Here is a 16,791-nt window from a genome sequence, read left to right as displayed (position 1 = left end):
GATGACCCCGGCCCCGCCCAAGCTCCGGCCCGCCCCACCCGGCCCCGCCTACAGCCCTTCCCCTTCCCCTTCCGCTTCTCCCTCCTCCCTCCCCTCCTTCCCCAGGCGCGGAATGCCCGCCGCCCGGTAGGCCTCCGCCTCCTCCAGGGTCTCTTCGGCCAGGAGGGCCTCGGCCAGGGCATCGAGCTTCTCGCGGTGCTCGCGGAGTTGGTTCAGGGCGCTCTCGTAGCACTCCTCGACGATGCGGCGCATCTCCTCGTCGACGGTGTCGAGGGTGGCGGGTGCGGCGGAGAGGCCGTAGGCCTGCTGGGCGTCGCCGGGGATGGCGGTGAGGCGGCCGACGCGTTCGCTCATGCCCCAGCGCCCGGCCATGCCACGGGCGATGGTGGTGACCTGTTCCAGGTCGCTCTCGGCGCCGGTCGTGATGACGCCGAAGACGACCTGCTCGGCGGCCATGCCGCCGAGCGCGCCGATGATCCGGCCGCGCAGGTAGTCCTCCGTATAGGCATATTTATCCGACTCGGGTGTGGACAACGTGACGCCGAGGGCGCGGCCGCGCGGGACGATGGTGATCTTGCGGACGGGGTCGGCGCCGGGCTGGAGCATGCCGAGGAGGGCGTGGCCGCTCTCGTGGTAGGCGGTGCGGCGGCGCTCCTCCAGGGGCATGACGAGGGGGCGTTCGGCGCCGAGCTGGACCTTTTCGAGGGCGTCGGAGAGGTCGGACCGGGTGACGGTCTTCTGGCGGCGCTTCACGGCGAGGAGGGCGGCCTCGTTGGCGAGGTTGGCGAGTTCGGCGCCGGTCATGCCGGGGGTGGTCTTGGCGACGTGCTCGAGGTCGACGTCCTGGGCGAGCGGGATCTGCCGGGTGTGGATCCTGAGGATGGCCTCGCGGCCGCCGCGGTCCGGCGGGTTGACGTGGACGATCCGGTCGAAGCGGCCGGGGCGGGTGAGGGCCGGGTCGAGGACGTCGGCGCGGTTGGTGGCGGCGAGGACGATGACGCCTTCGGAGCCGGTGAAGCCGTCCATCTCGGTGAGGATCTGGTTGAGGGTCTGCTCGCGCTCGTCGTGGCCGCCCATGCCGGCTCCGCCGCCGCGGGCGCGGCCGATGGTGTCGATCTCGTCGATGAAGATGATCGCGGGCGCGACCTTGCGGGCCTCGTTGAACAGTTCGCGGACGCGGGAGGCGCCGACGCCGACGATCATCTCGATGAACTCGGAGGCGGAGGCGGAGAAGAAGGGCACGCCCGCCTCGCCGGCGACGGCCCGGGCGAGCAGGGTCTTGCCGGTTCCGGGCGGGCCGGCGAGCAGCACGCCGCGGGGCATCTTGGCGCCCATGTCGCGGTAGGCGCCGGGGTTCTTCAGGAAGTCGACGACGTCGTTGAGCTCGCCCTCGACCTCGTCGATGCCGGCGACGTCCTCGAAGGTGGTGCGCCGGCCGGCTTCGAGCTCGACGGGCTTGGGCGGGGCCTTGCGGCCGAGCATGCCGCCCGCGCCGCCCATGCCGGCGCTCATGCGGCGGGCGATGAACACCCACAGCAGGACGAGCAGCAGCATGGGGGCGAGCGAGATGAGCAGGTTGGCGAGGAAGCTGCGTTCCTGGACGACGGGTTCGGCCGTGACGGTGACGTTGTTCTTGGTGAGCTGGGCCCACAGGTCGTCGTCGGCGAAGGCGGGCCGCTGGGTGGTGAACTTGGTGTAGTCGCCGTCGCCGTTCGGGGCGGGCTGTTTGTTCTTCAGCTGGCCCTGGATGGCGTCGCCCTTGGAGTAGATCTTGGTGACGTTGCCGGCGGCGACCTGCTTGTCGAACTCGGTGTAGGAGATCGTCGGCCCGTCCTTCTCGTTGAAGAAGGACAGGACGAGGTTGGCGATCAGGTAGACGACGAGTGCGGTGAGGATGAGCCCGCCCCAGCCGCCGGGCATCTTCTTCCTGGCCGGCGGGGGCGGCGGTGCCCCTTCCGAGCGCCAGGGCTGGTCGGTCCGGTCGCGCGGGGGTACGGGGTTGGCCACGGGCTCTCCTCGGGGTGGCAGTGGCCCCAGTATCGAAGAGCGCCCTCTTCCCGGCATTCCGGATGATCCGGGCGAAGGAAAAGGGGCCCGGGGCGGTTTCCCACCACCCCGGACCCCTTCCCGGACGTCCTCACCGCCGGGCCCCGCCCGTACGGCATCACCTCTGGCCCCGCCCGTACGGCATCACCTCTGGCCCCGCCCGTACGGCGTGACGGTCGGCCCCGCCCGTACGGCCTCATCACCGCCGGGCCCCGCCCGTACGGCCGGAGCCGCAGGCGGTGCGTGCACCGCCCGGAGCAGATGGATCAGCCCATGAACTTCTTGAACTCGTCCGGCAGCTCGAAGTCGCCCGGGCCCTGGCCCGCCGCCGGCAGGCCGAAGGCGCCGCCGGCCTGCGCCTGCTCGCGCTTCGCCTGGGCGGCCTGTTCCTCGGCCTTGCGCTTCATCGGGTTGCCGCTCTTGCGCTTGCCCTTGGCCTGCTTGATCTGCTTCTTCTGCCGGCCGGGGCCGCCGCCCATGCCCGGGATCCCCGGCATGCCCGGCATGCCGCCGCCCTGGGCCATGCGCGACATCATCTTGCGGGCCTCGAAGAAGCGCTCCACGAGGCCCTTGACGGCGCTGACCTCGACGCCGGAACCCTTGGCGATACGGGCGCGGCGCGAGCCGTTGATGATGGTCGGGTCCTGGCGCTCGGCCGGGGTCATCGACTTGATGATGGCGCCGACGCGGTCGACCTCGCGCTCGTCGATGTTGGCGATCTGGTCCTTCATCTGGCCCATGCCGGGCAGCATGCCGAGGAGCTTGGAGATGGAGCCCATCTTGCGGACCTGCTCCATCTGGGCCAGGAAGTCGTCGAGGGTGAACTCCTGGCCCTTCTTGGACGCCAGCTTGGAGGCCATCTTGGCGGCCTCTTCCTGGCTGAAGGTCTGCTCGGCCTTCTCGATGAGCGACATGATGTCGCCCATGCCGAGGATGCGGGACGCCATGCGGTCCGGGTGGAACGCGTCGAAGTCGTCCAGCTTCTCGCCGTTGGAGGCGAACATGATCTGCTTGCCGGTGACGTGCGCGATGGACAGCGCGGCACCACCGCGGGCGTCGCCGTCGAGCTTCGAGAGCACCACGCCGTCGAAGCCGACGCCGTCGCGGAAGGCCTCGGCGGTGTTGACCGCGTCCTGACCGATCATGGCGTCGACGACGAAGAGGACCTCGTCGGGCGAGACGGCGTCGCGGATGTCCGCGGCCTGCTGCATCAGCTCCTGGTCGATGCCGAGGCGGCCGGCGGTGTCGACGATGACGACGTCGTGCATCTTCGACCGGGCGTACTCGATCGAGTCCTTGGCGACCTGGACCGGGTCGCCGACGCCGTTGCCGGGCTGGGGGCCGTAGAAGCCGACGCCGGCGCGGTCGGCGACGACGCCGAGCTGGGTGACGGCGTTGGGGCGCTGGAGGTCGCAGGCGACGAGCAGCGGGGTGTGGCCCTGGCCCTTGAGCCAGAGGCCGAGCTTTCCGGCGAGGGTGGTCTTACCGGCACCCTGGAGACCGGCCAGCATGATCACGGTCGGCGGGTTCTTGGCGAACCGCAGTCGGCGGGTCTCGCCGCCGAGGATGCCGATGAGCTCCTCGTTGACGATCTTGATGACCTGCTGCGAGGGGTTCAGCGCCTTGGAGACCTCGGCCCCGACGGCCCGCTCCTTGACGTTCTTGATGAACGCCCGGACGACCGGCAGCGCGACATCGGCTTCGAGCAGGGCGATACGGATCTCGCGCGCGGTGGCGTCGATGTCCGCCTCGGACAGGCGCCCCTTGCCGCGGAGGTTCTTGAAGGTCGCTGCAAGGCGGTCGGAGAGGGTATCGAACACGGCGGTCGCGGATCCTCGGTGTCGGGGGCGGGTGGACTGTCCTCCAGGGTATCCGGCCGTTCGGCGTGTGTGGCTTCGCCCGTCGGATCGAGGGCGAAGCGACGGAATCCCCGACGTGGGCGGGGAGTGCTCGCCGTGGGCGGGGAGTGCTCACCGCAGCGCCTCCTCCAGGGTCTTCGCCAGCCCCGCCGCCTCCTCCGGCGCGAGGAGGGAGCCGTCCGGCCGGGTCACGTAGAGGGTGTCGACGGCGTTGGCGCCGAGGGTGGAGACGTGGGCGCTGCGCAGCCGGACGTCGGCGCCTTCCAGGGCGCGGCCGATGCGGTGCAGCAGGCCGGGGGCGTCCTGGGCGCGGACCTCCAGGACGGTGGCGAGGCGGGAGCCGGCCTCGGCGACGGTGACCCGGGGCGGTGGGGCGGTGACGCCGCGGCGCCTGGGCTGGGCGGCGTCGCGTTCGGCGAGCCGGGCGGGGACGTCGAGGGAGCCGTCGAGGGCGCGGGCCAGGTCGGCGCGGAGCCGGTGGGCCTCGGGCAGGGAGCCGTACTCGGCGGCGACCCGCCAGTCGAGGATGAGGACGGGGCGGCCTTCGCCGAGTTCGCGGGGCAGGGCGACGGCGCGCAGTTCGGCGGCGCGGACGGTGAGGCGGTGGAGGGCGAGGACGCCGGCGACGGCGGGCAGGACGCCGGGGCGTTCGGGCACGGCGACGAGGAGTTCGACGCCGACCGGTTCGGGTTCCTCGCCGGCCTGGACGGGTTCGGTGTGGAGGGCGAGGACGGGTTCGCCGGTGCGCAGGGCCTCGATGCCGAGGCGTTCCTGTTCGGCGCTGGGCGCGGCGGCCTCGGGGTCGGGGAGTTCGTCGCCGGCCAGGACGGCGGCGACGCGTTTGACGAGGTCGGTGACGAGGGAGGCGCGCCAGGACGACCATGCGGCGGGTCCGGTGGCGAGGGCGTCGGCCTCGGTGAGGGCGTGGAGGAGTTCCAGGGTGCCGAGGGTGCCGACGGCGTCGGCGACGGTCCGTACGGTGGCGGGGTCGTCGAGGTCGCGTCGGGTGGCGGTGTCGACGAGGAGCAGGTGGTGGCGGACGGCGGTGGCGATGACGGCGGTGTCGGCGCGGTCGAAGCCGATGCGGGTGGCGACGTCGCGGGCGATGGTCTCGCCGGCGACGGAGTGGTCGCCGGGCCAGCCCTTGCCGATGTCGTGGAGGAGGGCGGCGACCAGCAGCAGGTCGGGCCGGTGGACGCGGCGGGTGAGGGAGGCGGCGCGGACGGCGGTCTCGACGAGGTGCCGGTCGACGGTCCAGGTGTGGACGGGGTTGCGCTGGGGGCGGCACCGGACGCGTTCCCAGTCGGGCAGGAGGCGGGTGACGATGCCTTCGGCTTCGAGGGCTTCCCAGACGGGGACGGTGGTCTCGCCGGCGCCGAGCAGGGTGACGAGGGCTTCGCGGGCTTCGGCGGGCCAGGGCACGGGGAGGGGTGCGGCGGTGGCGGCGAGCCGGCGGACGGCGTGCAGGGAGAGCGGGAGGCCGGCCTGGGCGGCGGCCGCGGCGGCCCGCAGGGGCAGGGCGGGGTCGCGTTCGGGCCTGGCGCCGAGGGCGAGGACGGCCTCGCCGTCCATCTCGACGACGCCTTCGGCGAGCGGGGTGCGGGGTGGTGGCGTCTTGGCGGCGCCGGAGCGGCCGAGGAGGGTGCGGAGCCTGGGCCGGGTGGTGCGGGCCTTGATGACGCGGTTCACCTCGCGCCAGGTGACGTCGGAGGCGTACGAGACGGTGCGGGCGGCCTCGTAGACCTGGCGGAGCAGGGTGTCGGCGTCGAGGAGGCCGAGTTCGGAGGCGACGGCGTCCTGGTCCTGGAGGGCGAGCCGGTCGGTGGTGCGGCCGGTGGCGAGGTGGAGGGCGTCGCGGGCGTCGAGGAGGCGGCGGCGGGCGTCGTCGAGGCCTTCGCGGGGGGCGTCGGCGAGCCAGGAGGCGGCGACGGCGCGCAGGGCCTGGGCGTCGCGGAGGCCGCCGCGGGCCTCCTTGAGGTCGGGTTCGAGGAGGTACGGGAGTTCGCCGGAGCGTTCGGCGCGCTCGCGGCACAGGGCGTCGAGTTCGGGGAGGCGGCGGACGGCCTGGTTGCGCCAGTCGGCGAGGACGGTGGTGCGCAGGGCGGCGACGAGGGCGGGGTCGCCGGCGACGGGCCGGGCGTCGAGGAGGCCGAGCTGGACCTTGAGGTCCTCGCCGGCGGTGCGGCGGGCCTCGGCGGTGGTGCGGACGGAGTGGTCGAGGGCGAGGCCGAGGTCCCATACGGGGTACCAGAGGCGGTCGGCGAGGGCGGCGATGGTGCGGGGGTCGGCGCTGCCGTCGTGGAGGAGGAGCAGGTCGAGGTCGCTGCGCGGGGAGAGTTCGCCGCGGCCGTAGCCGCCGACGGCGACGAGGGCGACGCCGCGGGGCGGTGCGGCGGCCTCGAACAGTCCGGCGAGCCAGTCGTCGGTGAGCCGGGCGAGGGCGGCACGGCGCGGCGGCCCGGACCGCGCCTTCTCGGTGAGAAGGCGCAGCCGGGCCGCCGCGTAACCGCTGGGTCCCGAATCGTCGGTTTCCTTGTGTGCGTCGAGGCTCGTCACCAGCGGCTCCTGTCCGTTTCCGGGGGTTACAGCGCGTCGGGTCCGCGTTCGCCGGTGCGGACGCGTACGGCGGTCTCGACCGGCACGCTCCACACCTTTCCGTCACCGATCTTGCCGGTGCGGGCGGCCTTCACGACGACCTCGATGAGCTGTTCGGCGTCGTCGTCCTCGACGAGGACCTCGATGCGGATCTTGGGGACGAGGTCGACGGTGTACTCGGCGCCCCGGTAGACCTCGGTGTGGCCGCGCTGGCGGCCGTATCCGCTGGCCTCGGTGACGGTGAGCCCGTGGACGCCGAAGGCCTGGAGGGCCTCCTTGATCTCGTCGAGCCGGTGCGGCTTCACGACCGCGGTGATGAGCTTCATGCGTCCACCTTCGTGTTCTGCGTCGGAGCGGCGGCGGGGACAGCGGTGCTGCGGGGGGCGATGCCTCCGCCGGCGCCGCTGAAGTCGTAAGCGGTCTCGGCGTGCTCGACCTGGTCGATGCCGGAGACCTCGTCGTCCTCGCTGACCCGCATCCCGATCGTCTTGTCGATGATCAGGGCGAGGATCGCGGAGGCGATCAGAGAGTAGGCGAGGACGGCGAAGACGCCGATGGCCTGCTTGCCCAGCTGCTCGAGGCCGCCGCCGTAGAAGAGGCCCTTGGCGTCGGACTGGACGCCGCCGGTGGCGAAGAAGCCGACGAGGAGGGAGCCGATGATGCCGCCGACGAGGTGGACGCCGACGACGTCGAGGGAGTCGTCGTAGCCGAACTTGAACTTGAGGCCGACGGCCATGGCGCAGAGCAGGCCGGCGATGGCGCCGATGGCGATGGCGCCGAGCGGGGAGCAGGAGCCGCCGGACGGGGTGATGGCGACGAGGCCGGCGACGGCGCCGGAGGCGGCGCCGAGGGTGGTGAAGGCGCCGTGGCGGATCTTCTCGTAGGCGAGCCAGGCGAGCATGGCGGCGGCGGTGGCGACCTGGGTGTTGACGAACATGACCGCGCCGACGCCGTCGTCGTTGCCGAGCCACGAGCCGGCGTTGAAGCCGAACCAGCCGAACCAGAGGAGGGCGGCGCCGAGCATGACGAGGGGGAGGCTGTGCGGGCGCATCGGGTCCTTCTTGAAGCCGACGCGCTTGCCGATGACGAGGATCACGCCGAGGGCCGCGGCGCCGGCGTTGATGTGGACGGCGGTGCCGCCGGCGAAGTCGATGACGCCCATCTCGAACAGCCAGCCGCCGGAGCCCCAGACCCAGTGGGCGACGGGGAAGTAGACGACGGTGGCCCACAGGGTGATGAACAGGGCCCAGGCGGTGAACTTGACGCGGTCGGCGAGGGCGCCGCTGATGAGGGCCGGGGTGATGACGGCGAACATCAGCTGGAAGACGGCGAAGACGTACACGGGGATGGTGTAGCCGTCCCACAGGTCGGTGATGCCGATGCCGCTGAGGCCGACGTACTCGGAGGACCAGCCGAAGAGGGAGGCGGAGTCGGTGCCGAAGGCGATGCTGAAGCCGTAGAGGACCCACAGGATCGTGACGATCCCGAGGCTGATGAAGCTCATCATCAGCATGTTGAGGGTGGACTTGACGCGGACCATGCCTCCGTAGAAGAAGGCGAGACCCGGGGTCATCAGCATGACCAGGGCGGAGCAGATGAGCATGAACCCGGTGTTCGCGGCGGACAGCGTGGGCGTGTCTGCCGCCAGGGTCGTGATGGCTGCTGCCATCGGCGTCTCCTCGTCGTCGGTACGGCCTGTGCGGGGGCGGGGCCGGAGAGCGGCTTCGGCCATGAGGGGTGGCCGGTTATGCGCCAGAGATTCGCGCAGGCCGGTTTCCGCCGATGCCGCTCGATGTTTCACGGCAGTGACGAAGCCGCGGGCCGTGTTACGCCGCCGTGAACGCGAGGGTCACGGACATGTAACGCCCCCGCCTCCGGGGGCCGCGACCATCGCCCGGGGAGCCCCCGGGCCGCCCGCCCCCGCGCCCCGCTCGGCCCCCTCGCTCCTGAGGCCCTCCGTGAGTGCGCGCGCCGGCTCGGGCGCACAAGGAGTCCGGCCGCGCCGTCCGTCCGTGTGTCCTTGCGGCGGGGGAGCCGAGTCGGGCTTACGGGACGGCCGGCGCGGCCGGGGTCTGCGGGGTGGTGCGGTGGTACGGGGCGGGGACCGCGGGGCTCAGACGGCTTCGGCGGTCTCGGGGAGCAGCGCGGTGAGCCGGTCGGTGAGCTGGACGACCTCGGCGACGTCGCCGTAGTCGCGGGCGGCGGTGTCGACGGTCTTGCGGAGCCGGGTGTTCACGCGTTCGGACCGGACCTTGCGGGCGATGCCCAGGGCCTTCTCGGCGAGGACGACGGACTGCTCGGGCTCGCGCTTGAGGAGGTGGACGGTGGCCATGCCGATGAGGTTGAGGGCGTACGAGCGCTGGTGTTCGGGGTCCTTCTCGAAGAGGTCGACGGCCCGCTCCATGACGGGTTCGGCCAGGGAGGCGTAGGTGGGCGAGCGGCCGGCGACGTAGGCGAGGTCGCGGTAGGAGTGGGAGTTCTCCCCGTTGAGCTCCGCCTCGGAGAAGAAGCGGATCCAGTCGGGCTCGGGCTCGCCGTCGAGGCCGACGTCGGCGAAGGTGTCCTCGGCCATCCGCACGGCCCGCTTGCACTTGGAGGGCTGGCCCATGTTGGCGTAGGCGCGGGCCTCCATCGCATACAGCATGGCCTGGGTGCGCGGGGTGGCGCAGTCCCGACTGCCGTACTGGGCGAGGTGGATGAGTTCGAGGGCGTCGTCGGGCCGGCCGAGGTGGATCATCTGGCGGCTCATCGAGGACAGGATGTACGAGCCGAGGGGCTTGTCGCCGGCTTCCTTCGCCGCGTGCAGGGCGAGGACGAAGTACTTCTGGGCGGTGGGCTGGAGGCCCACGTCGTAGCTCATCCAGCCGGCGAGCTCGGCGAGTTCGGCGGCGCACTTGAAGAGCCGCTGGGCGACGGCGGCCGGCTGGGGCTCCTGGAGCAGGTCGGTGACCTCGTGGAGCTGGCCGACGACGGCCTTGCGGCGCAGGCCTCCGCCGCACTGGGCGTCCCACTGGCGGAACATGGCGGTGGTGGACTCGAGCAGGTCGAGCTCGACGGGCGAGAGCCGGTGCGGGCGGCGTTCGTCGGCGGCCGCGGGCCGCTCGGGCTCGGCGACCGGGGTGGGCACCAGCCAGCGCTGCATGGGCTCGATGAGCGCGGGCCCGGCGGCGAGCTGGAGCGAGGAGCCGAGGAAGCCGCGGCGGGCGAGCATCAGGTCGCTGCGGGAGAACTCGCTGAGCAGGGAGACGGTCTGCGGTCCGGCCCAGGGCAGGTCGACCCCGGACACGGACGGCGACTGGTGGGCGGTGCGCAGTCCGAGGTCCTCGACGGCGACGACGGAGCCGAAGCGCTCGGAGAACAGCTCGGACAGGATCCGCGGGATGGGCTCGCGGGGCTGCTCGCCGTCGAGCCAGCGGCGCACCCGGGAGGTGTCGGTGGAGATGTGGTGCGCGCCCATCTGGCGTGCCCTGCGGTTCACCTGGCGCGCGAGCTCGCCCTTCGACCAGCCGCTGCGCACGAACCACGAGCTCAGCTGCTCGTTCGGGCGCTTGCCGGCAGTCGTACCGTCTGCGCCGTTGCCGCCCACTGGAACGCCCCCATCCACCTGATGTCGTCTGCGCGAACCCTTGCCAGAATGCCGTGTTCCGCGGCGCCCGTCCGGCGTTTTCGCTCCTTCGAACGGAAAAACGGCTTGCCTCCGGCATACCCGCTCGTGCGCTCCACCCCGGGGGGTTCGTGCACCGAAGGTAATCCTACGATCACCCGTCCGGGCATGGCGTTTCAAGAAACGCCACCATTCGCCACCCCTTCGAATGAACTCGCCGCGGGCGGAACGCGATTCACTTGACAGGTGAAGGATCGGGATCGGTGAACCGGGGCACGGGGAGGCGCGTGTCGCGGTCCGCACCACCGGCCGCACCACCGCACGCCCTGGGCAGCGGCGGACCGTGGCAGAACGTGACGGCGGATCCCGTTCCGTAACCACCAGCGCGTCCGACCCGTTGGAGGGGGCATGGGCTTCACGATCGGCGGCATTCGTGAGAAGCGGACCGGCTCACGGCGCCGCGTACGCACCACGGAGTGCACAGCGGTGGCCGAGTACACCGGACTGTGGGGCTGGGACGTCGTCCCGGGAGCGCGGGCGGCCGGCGGCCGGTGTTCCTGCGGCGATCCCTCCTGTACGGCCCCGGGCGCGCATCCTCTCTCCTTCGCCGAGCCGGTGCCGGCCGGGGCGGGTCTCGACGTCGCGACCAAGGCGTGGTCGGAGTACCCGGGAGCAACGATTCTGCTGCCGGTCGGCCGGTCCTTCGACGTGATCGAGGTGGCGGAGGCCGCGGGCCGGCGGGCGCTGGTCCGCCTGGAGCGGATGGGGCTGCCGCTCGGGCCGGTGTGCGCGACGCCGACGGGCCGGGCGCGGTTCTTCGTGGCCCCGGGCGCGGCGGCCGAGCTCCCGCAGCTGCTGTACCGGATGGGCTGGGACGACGCCGGCCTGGACCTGCACTGCCTGGGCGCGGGAGCGCACGTCACGGCCCCGCCGTCGGACCTGGGCGGTCTCGGCCCGGTCCGCTGGCTGCGGCCGCCGACCCTGGACACGGCCGGGGCGCCGCCGCAGGCCCGGCTGCTGCTGGGCACGCTCGCCTACATCTGCCACCGCACGCACTTCTGACGGACGCCGCCGGGCCGGCCGGCACGCGCCGCGAGGACGGGAAGGGCCCCTGCCGTTGAGCTGCGGCAGGGGCCCTTTCTCATACGCGGTGCGCGGTCCGGCGCGGTGCGCGGTCCTGGACGGGTGGCCGGTCCGGCGCGGTGCGCGGTCCGGACGGGATGCGCGGTCCTGGACGGGAAGCGCGCCGGGTCTGAGCCCCCCGAGGAGCGCGCCGGGTCTCAGTCCCCGATGAGGGCGTCGACGAACGCGCCCGGCTCGAAGGGGGCCAGGTCGTCCGGGCCCTCGCCCAGGCCGACGAGCTTGACCGGGACGCCCAGCTCGCGCTGGACGGCGACGACGATGCCGCCCTTGGCGGTGCCGTCGAGCTTGGTCAGGACGATGCCGGTGATGTCGACCACCTCGGCGAAGACCCGGGCCTGGATGAGGCCGTTCTGGCCGGTGGTGGCGTCGAGGACGAGGAGGACCTCGTCGAGCGGGCCGTGCTTCTCGACGACGCGCTTGACCTTGCCGAGCTCGTCCATGAGGCCGGTCTTGGTGTGCAGCCGGCCGGCGGTGTCGATGAGGACGACGTCGGCCTTCTCGGCGATGCCCTCCTTGACCGCGTCGAACGCGATCGACGCCGGGTCGCCGCCCTCGGGTCCGCGCACGGTGCGCGCGCCGACCCGCTCGCCCCAGGTCTGCAGCTGGTCGGCGGCGGCGGCGCGGAAGGTGTCGGCGGCGCCGAGGACGACGGACTTGCCGTCGGCGACCAGGACGCGGGCGAGCTTGCCGGTGGTGGTGGTCTTGCCGGTGCCGTTGACGCCGACGACCATGACGACGCCCGGGGTGTCCTCGGGGCTCTCGGTCTTGACCGTGCGGTCGAGGTCGGCGCCGAGGAGGGTGATCAGCTCCTCGCGGAGCAGACCGCGCAGCTCGTCGGGCGTGCGGGTGCCGAGCACCTTGACGCGCTCGCGCAGCCGCTCGACGAGCTCCTGGGTGGGGGCGACGCCGACGTCGGCGGTGAGGAGGGTCTCCTCGATCTCCTCCCAGGTGTCCTCGTCGAGGTGCTCGCGGGACAGCAGCGAGAGCAGCCCCTTGCCGAGCGAGTTCTGGGAGCGGGCGAGCCGGGTGCGGAGCCGGACGAGACGGCCGGCGGTCGGCTCGGGCACCTCGATCTCGGGAGCCGCGAGCTCCTCGGCGGCGGGCTCCTCGACGACGACCGGGGCCTCGGGGGCCTCGGCGGCGGGGAGCTCGACCTCCTCGACGGTGCGGCGTGGTTCTTCCCGCGGTGTCTCCGCCTCGTCGCCGACGTGCGGCTCGGCGGGCGGAGCGGTGATGGTCGGCGTGGTGGACGGCGGCTGGGCCGGCGGCAGCTGCTTCTTCTTGCGGCCGCTGACCACGAGCCCGCCGGTCACGACGACCGCGACGGCCAGAGCGATGACTACAGCAAGGATGAGTTCCATAACGTCGTCCAGTATCGGCCACGACGGCGGCGGGAGCGGAGTACGCCGTGAAGGGGTCGGGAGCGTTGCGCGTAAAGTGTGCGAGTTCCCCCACATCTGTACGACGGAGTACCCCTATGCCCCACGCGTCCGAGTCCGAAGACGCGCAGAGCGGCGGCGCCCTGGAGAGCCGCGGCCTCGAACCCGTGCCCGACGCCGAGCGGACCGGCCGGGTCCGCGAGCTGTTCCCGACGTGGGTCGCGGCGAACATCAGTGTGCTGCTGCTCACCATGGGCGCCGGCCTGATCGTGTCCAACGGCCTGAACTTCTGGCAGGTGCTGGTGGTGGCGGTGGCCGCGCCGGTCCTGTCGTACGGGATCGTCGGTCTGATCTCGATCGCGGGGAAGCGGGGCGGAGCGCCGGGCATGGCCTTGTCGCGGGCGGTCTTCGGTCAGCGCGGAAACCTTTTTCCCGGCGCGCTGATCTGGGTGGCGCGCTGGGGCTGGGAGACGATCAACGCGGTCACCGGCGCGTACGCGGTGCTGACGGTGCTGGATCTGCTGTTCGGCGTGCGGTCGAACACGTTCCTGATCGTGGTGACGCTGCTGGCCTTCGTGTCCTGCACGTTCCTGGTGTCGGGGCTCGGGATCACCGCGCTGCGGGTGTGCAGCACCTGGTCGACGTATCTCTTCGGCGCCTTCTCCGTGCTCGTCCTGGTCTACCTGGTGGCGGACACGGACTGGTCGGCGGTGTTCGCGAGGCCGGCCGGTTCGACGGCGATGCTGGTCGCGGGCGTCGGCACGATCGCGGCGGGCGGGATCAGCTGGGTGCCGTCGGGCCCGGACTTCACGCGCTACCTGCCGCGCACGGCCTCCTCGAAGGGCGTGGTCGGCTCGACGGTCGGCGGTGCGGGGATCGTGGTGCTGCCGATGGTGCTGATGGGCGCGGTGATGGCGGTGGCGACGCCGGACCTGGCCTCGGCGCAGGACCCGGTGTCCTTCATCGGCGAGCTGCTGCCGGCCTGGATCTCGGTGCCGTACCTGCTGATCGCGCTGATCGGGATGCTGCTGATCAACTCGATGTCGATGTACTCGGCGGGCTTCACGGCACAGACGCTGGGCATCCGGGTGTCGCGGGCGGCGGCGGTGAGCGTCAACGCGGTGATCAGCCTGGTCTTCGGTTTCCTGCTGATGGTGGTGGCGAGCAGCTTCATCGGTTCGTTCATCTCGTTCCTGACGCTGCTGGCGGTGGCGTTCTCGGCGTGGATCGGCGTTTTCGGCGTCGACATGCTGAGCCGTCGGACGTACGACGCGGAGGCGCTGATGGACACGACGCGGACGAGTGCGTACTGGTACCGGGGCGGTTTCGCCTGGCAGGCGATGACGGCGTGGGGCGTGGCCCTGGTGGCGGGCCTGCTGTTCACCCGGGTCGAGTGGTTCGCCGGCCCGCTGGCCTCGTCCTGGATCGGCGAGAACGGCCTGGGCTGGGCGGCGACGATCGTGGTGGCCGGCGTGCTGTACGCGGTGCTGCCGCGGGAGCGCGGGGCGGCACGGGCCGCGGCGGGCCCGGCCGAGGGGCGCGGGGACGCGGCCGGGGGCGTTTCCGGGGGCGTTTCCGGGGAGGGCGGGGCCCCGGCCGAGGGGTGCGAGACCGTTTCCATCTGACGCCGCGTCAGTTACCGTCCCCCTTCGCAGGCATTCCACCCGCGGAGGGGGACTTCCCATGCCGTTCACCGTCGTCCGCTTCAACCTCGTCGACCCGCACGCCGATCCGGAGTCCCTCTCGGCCCGCTACCGGGCGGCTCTGGAGATGGCGGCGTACGCGGACGCGCGGGGCGTGGACACCGTGCAGACCGAGGAGCACCACGGCGCCGCGAACAACTGGCTCCCCTCCCCCTTCGTCTTCGCGGGCGCGGTGTTCGGCGCGACGCGACGGATCGCGGTGACGGTCTCGGCGGTCATCGGGCCGCTGCACGACCCGCTGCGGCTCGCGGAGGAGATCGCCGTGCTGGACCTGCTGAGCGGCGGGCGGCTGGTGACGGTCGCCGGGATCGGCTACCGGCCGGAGGAGTACGAGGAGCGGGGCGTGGACTGGGGCCGCCGCGGCAGGCTCCAGGACCTGCTCCTGGAGACGCTGCTGGCGGCGTGGTCGGGCGAGCCGTTCACGTATCGGGGCCGTACGGTGCGGGTCACCCCGCGGCCCTTCACCCAGCCGCATCCGCTGCTGCTGGTCGGCGGCTCGTCGAAGGCGGCGGCGCGGCGGGCGGCACGGCTCGGGCTGCCGCTGTTCCCGAGCGCGCACCTGCCGGAGCTGGAGGCGTACTACCGGGAGCAGTGCGCCGCGTTCGGCACGGAGGGCTGGACGATGATGCCGGAGCGGGAGACGCCGCTGCTGCACGTCTCGGAGGATCCGGACCGGACCTGGGCGGAGTACGGGGAGCACTTCCTGCACGAGGCGCGGACCTATGCCTCCTGGCAGTCGAAGGACATCCGCTCGGCGGTGCGCTCGGCGGCCGTGACGGTGCCGGAGCTGCGGGCGGAGGGCGTGTACCGGGTGGTGACGCCGGAGGAGTGCGTGGCGCTCGGCGGGGAGCTGGGCAGTCTGGTGCTGCATCCGCTGTGCGGCGGGATGCCGGTCGAGGAGGGCTGGCGGAGCGTGCGGCTGTTCTGCGAACGCGTACTGCCCCGGCTCGGGGCGTAGGCCTCGGGCCGGGGCAGTTTCGTGGGCGAGGAGGGGGCAGCGGGGTTTAGCCCATCTCCTCCAACGCCTTGCCCTTGGTCTCCCTGACGTACCTGAGCACGAAGGGGATCGAGAGCACGGCGAAGACCGTGTAGATGACGTACGTGCCGGAGAGGTTCCAGTCGGCGAGGGACGGGAAGCTCGCGGTGATGGCCCAGTTGGCGATCCACTGCGCGGAGGCGGCGACGCCGAGGGCGGCGGCACGGATGCGGTTGGGGAACATCTCGCCGAGGAAGACCCAGACGACCACGCCCCACGAGAGGGCGAAGAAGAGCACGAAGACGTGGGCGGCGACGAGCGCCACGACGCCCTGGGTGGTGGGCAGCTTGCCGTCGACGAGGTCGGCCGAGAAGGCCCAGGCCTCGAAGGCGAGGGCGATCGCCATGCCGACGGAGCCGACGAGGGCGAGCGGCTTGCGGCCGACCCGGTCGACCAGGACCATCGCGATCACGGTGCCGACGATGTTGATGATCGACGTGGTGAACGAGTAGAAGAACGAGCTCGACGGGTCGACGCCGACGGACTGCCAGAGCGTGGCGGAGTAGTAGAAGGCGACGTTGATGCCGACGAGCTGCTGGAAGACGGAGAGTCCGATGCCGACCCAGACGATGGGCAGCAGCTTGAACCGGGAACCGGCCGCCATCAGGTCCCTGAAGGTGGACTTGTGCTCGCTGCGCATGGCCTGGTCGATCTCGGCGACCCGGCGGTCCAGGTCGACGCCGTGGCCCTCGACCTCGGCGAGGACCTCCTTGGCCCGGTCGACGCGGCCGACGGAGATGAGGAAGCGGGGGGACTCGGGGATGGCGAAGGAGAGCAGGCCGTAGAGGACGGCGGGGACGACCATCACGCCGAGCATCCACTGCCAGGCCTCGAGTCCGGCGATCTCGCCGCGCTGGTCGCCGTCGGCGATCTGGAGGATGCCGTAGTTGACCAGCTGGGAGATGGCGATGCCGATGACGATGGCGGCCTGCTGGAAGGAGCCGAGGCGGCCCCGGTACGCGGCGGGCGCGACCTCGGCGATGTAGGCGGGGCCGATCACGGAGGCCATGCCGATGGCGAAGCCGCCGACGATCCGCCAGAAGGCCAGGTCCCAGAGGGCGAAGGGCAGCGCGGATCCGACGGCGCTGACGGCGAAGAGCACCGCGGAGATCTGCATGCAGCGGATGCGGCCGATGCGGTCGGCGATCCGGCCGGCGGTGGCGGCGCCGATGGCGCAGCCGATCAGGGCGATGGCGATGACCTGGGCGAGGGTGCCGGAGCCGATGTCGTAGCGGTCGCGGATCGCCTCGACCGCGCCGTTGATGACGGAGCTGTCGTAGCCGAAGAGGAAGCCGCCCATCGCGGCGGAGGCCGTGATGAAGATGACGTGGCCGATGTGGTCCGGATGGGCCGAACGGCCTGACGAAGGCGGTGTGGGCGCCTGCGCGGTGCTGGTCACGGGGACTCCTCGGGGCTCCGGCAGCAT

Annotated in this window: 11 protein-coding genes; 3 read left to right on the top strand and 8 right to left on the bottom strand. The window is 72.3% G+C overall.

Annotated features, from left to right (window positions below):
- Positions 1-48: 48 nt before the first annotated feature.
- From ftsH to nsdA, 6 genes are all read right to left on the bottom strand, one after another.
- Positions 49-2,007 (bottom strand): ATP-dependent zinc metalloprotease FtsH, encoded by a 1,959-nt coding sequence (ftsH, locus tag ESG85_RS08850; protein WP_128977498.1) that lies wholly within the window; start codon positions 2,005-2,007, stop codon positions 49-51.
- Between the two features lie 305 nt (positions 2,008-2,312).
- A complete protein-coding gene (gene ffh, locus ESG85_RS08845; protein WP_128977497.1) occupies positions 2,313-3,866 on the bottom strand; it encodes a signal recognition particle protein in 1,554 nt (517 codons plus the stop codon).
- A 150-nt stretch (positions 3,867-4,016) separates the two neighbouring features.
- Positions 4,017-6,461 (bottom strand): [protein-PII] uridylyltransferase, encoded by a 2,445-nt coding sequence (locus tag ESG85_RS08840; protein WP_128977496.1) that lies wholly within the window; start codon positions 6,459-6,461, stop codon positions 4,017-4,019.
- Positions 6,462-6,487: 26 nt separating this feature from the next.
- Positions 6,488-6,826, bottom strand: coding sequence for a P-II family nitrogen regulator (locus ESG85_RS08835; RefSeq protein WP_128977495.1), 339 nt, complete (start codon positions 6,824-6,826; stop codon positions 6,488-6,490).
- Positions 6,823-8,169 (bottom strand): ammonium transporter, encoded by a 1,347-nt coding sequence (locus ESG85_RS08830; protein WP_128977494.1) that lies wholly within the window; start codon positions 8,167-8,169, stop codon positions 6,823-6,825. The genes ESG85_RS08835 and ESG85_RS08830 overlap by 4 nt, the downstream gene beginning before the upstream one ends.
- A gap of 444 nt (positions 8,170-8,613) precedes the next feature.
- Entirely contained in the window at positions 8,614-10,086 is a 1,473-nt protein-coding gene (gene nsdA, locus ESG85_RS08825) for a transcriptional repressor NsdA (protein WP_128977493.1), read from the bottom strand.
- A 426-nt stretch (positions 10,087-10,512) separates the two neighbouring features.
- On the opposite strand from nsdA, the gene ESG85_RS08820 reads away from it, so the two are divergent.
- Positions 10,513-11,166: a bifunctional DNA primase/polymerase gene (locus ESG85_RS08820; protein ID WP_128977492.1), complete on the top strand. Its 654-nt coding sequence runs from the start codon at positions 10,513-10,515 to the stop codon at positions 11,164-11,166.
- A gap of 218 nt (positions 11,167-11,384) precedes the next feature.
- Here ESG85_RS08820 and ftsY read toward each other — a convergent pair whose 3' ends face one another.
- Positions 11,385-12,608, bottom strand: a complete 1,224-nt coding sequence (ftsY, locus tag ESG85_RS08815; protein ID WP_128977491.1) for a signal recognition particle-docking protein FtsY — start codon at positions 12,606-12,608, stop codon at positions 11,385-11,387.
- A gap of 116 nt (positions 12,609-12,724) precedes the next feature.
- Here ftsY and ESG85_RS08810 point away from each other — a divergent pair, with 116 nt between their 5' ends.
- Both ESG85_RS08810 and ESG85_RS08805 read left to right on the top strand, forming a co-directional pair.
- The gene (locus ESG85_RS08810) at positions 12,725-14,251 is read left to right on the top strand and encodes a cytosine permease (protein WP_246094890.1); all 1,527 of its coding nucleotides are present in this window, start codon (positions 12,725-12,727) and stop codon (positions 14,249-14,251) included.
- Between the two features lie 58 nt (positions 14,252-14,309).
- The gene (locus ESG85_RS08805) at positions 14,310-15,287 is read left to right on the top strand and encodes an LLM class flavin-dependent oxidoreductase (protein WP_128977490.1); all 978 of its coding nucleotides are present in this window, start codon (positions 14,310-14,312) and stop codon (positions 15,285-15,287) included.
- 46 nt (positions 15,288-15,333) lie between these two features.
- On the opposite strand, the gene ESG85_RS08800 is transcribed toward ESG85_RS08805, so the two are convergent.
- Complete coding sequence (locus tag ESG85_RS08800) at positions 15,334-16,764, bottom strand: sugar porter family MFS transporter (RefSeq protein WP_128977489.1); 1,431 nt, start codon at positions 16,762-16,764, stop codon at positions 15,334-15,336.
- Positions 16,765-16,791 lie beyond the last annotated feature (27 nt).

Origin of the sequence: Streptomyces roseicoloratus, assembly GCF_004117935.1 — a bacterium.
Taxonomy (GTDB): domain Bacteria; phylum Actinomycetota; class Actinomycetes; order Streptomycetales; family Streptomycetaceae; genus Streptomyces; species Streptomyces roseicoloratus.
The sequence above is the reverse complement of the archived record's forward strand: the minus strand, read 5'-3'. Positions and strand labels throughout refer to the sequence as shown.

Coding starts and splice junctions, on each gene's coding strand:
- ESG85_RS08820 (WP_128977492.1), top strand. CDS start 10,513: ATGGGCTTCACGATCGGCGGCATTCGTGAGAAGCGGACCGGCTCACGG.
- ESG85_RS08830 (WP_128977494.1), bottom strand. CDS start 8,169: ATGGCAGCAGCCATCACGACCCTGGCGGCAGACACGCCCACGCTGTCC.
- ESG85_RS08810 (WP_246094890.1), top strand. CDS start 12,725: ATGCCCCACGCGTCCGAGTCCGAAGACGCGCAGAGCGGCGGCGCCCTG.
- ESG85_RS08835 (WP_128977495.1), bottom strand. CDS start 6,826: ATGAAGCTCATCACCGCGGTCGTGAAGCCGCACCGGCTCGACGAGATC.
- ESG85_RS08805 (WP_128977490.1), top strand. CDS start 14,310: ATGCCGTTCACCGTCGTCCGCTTCAACCTCGTCGACCCGCACGCCGAT.
- ftsY (WP_128977491.1), bottom strand. CDS start 12,608: ATGGAACTCATCCTTGCTGTAGTCATCGCTCTGGCCGTCGCGGTCGTC.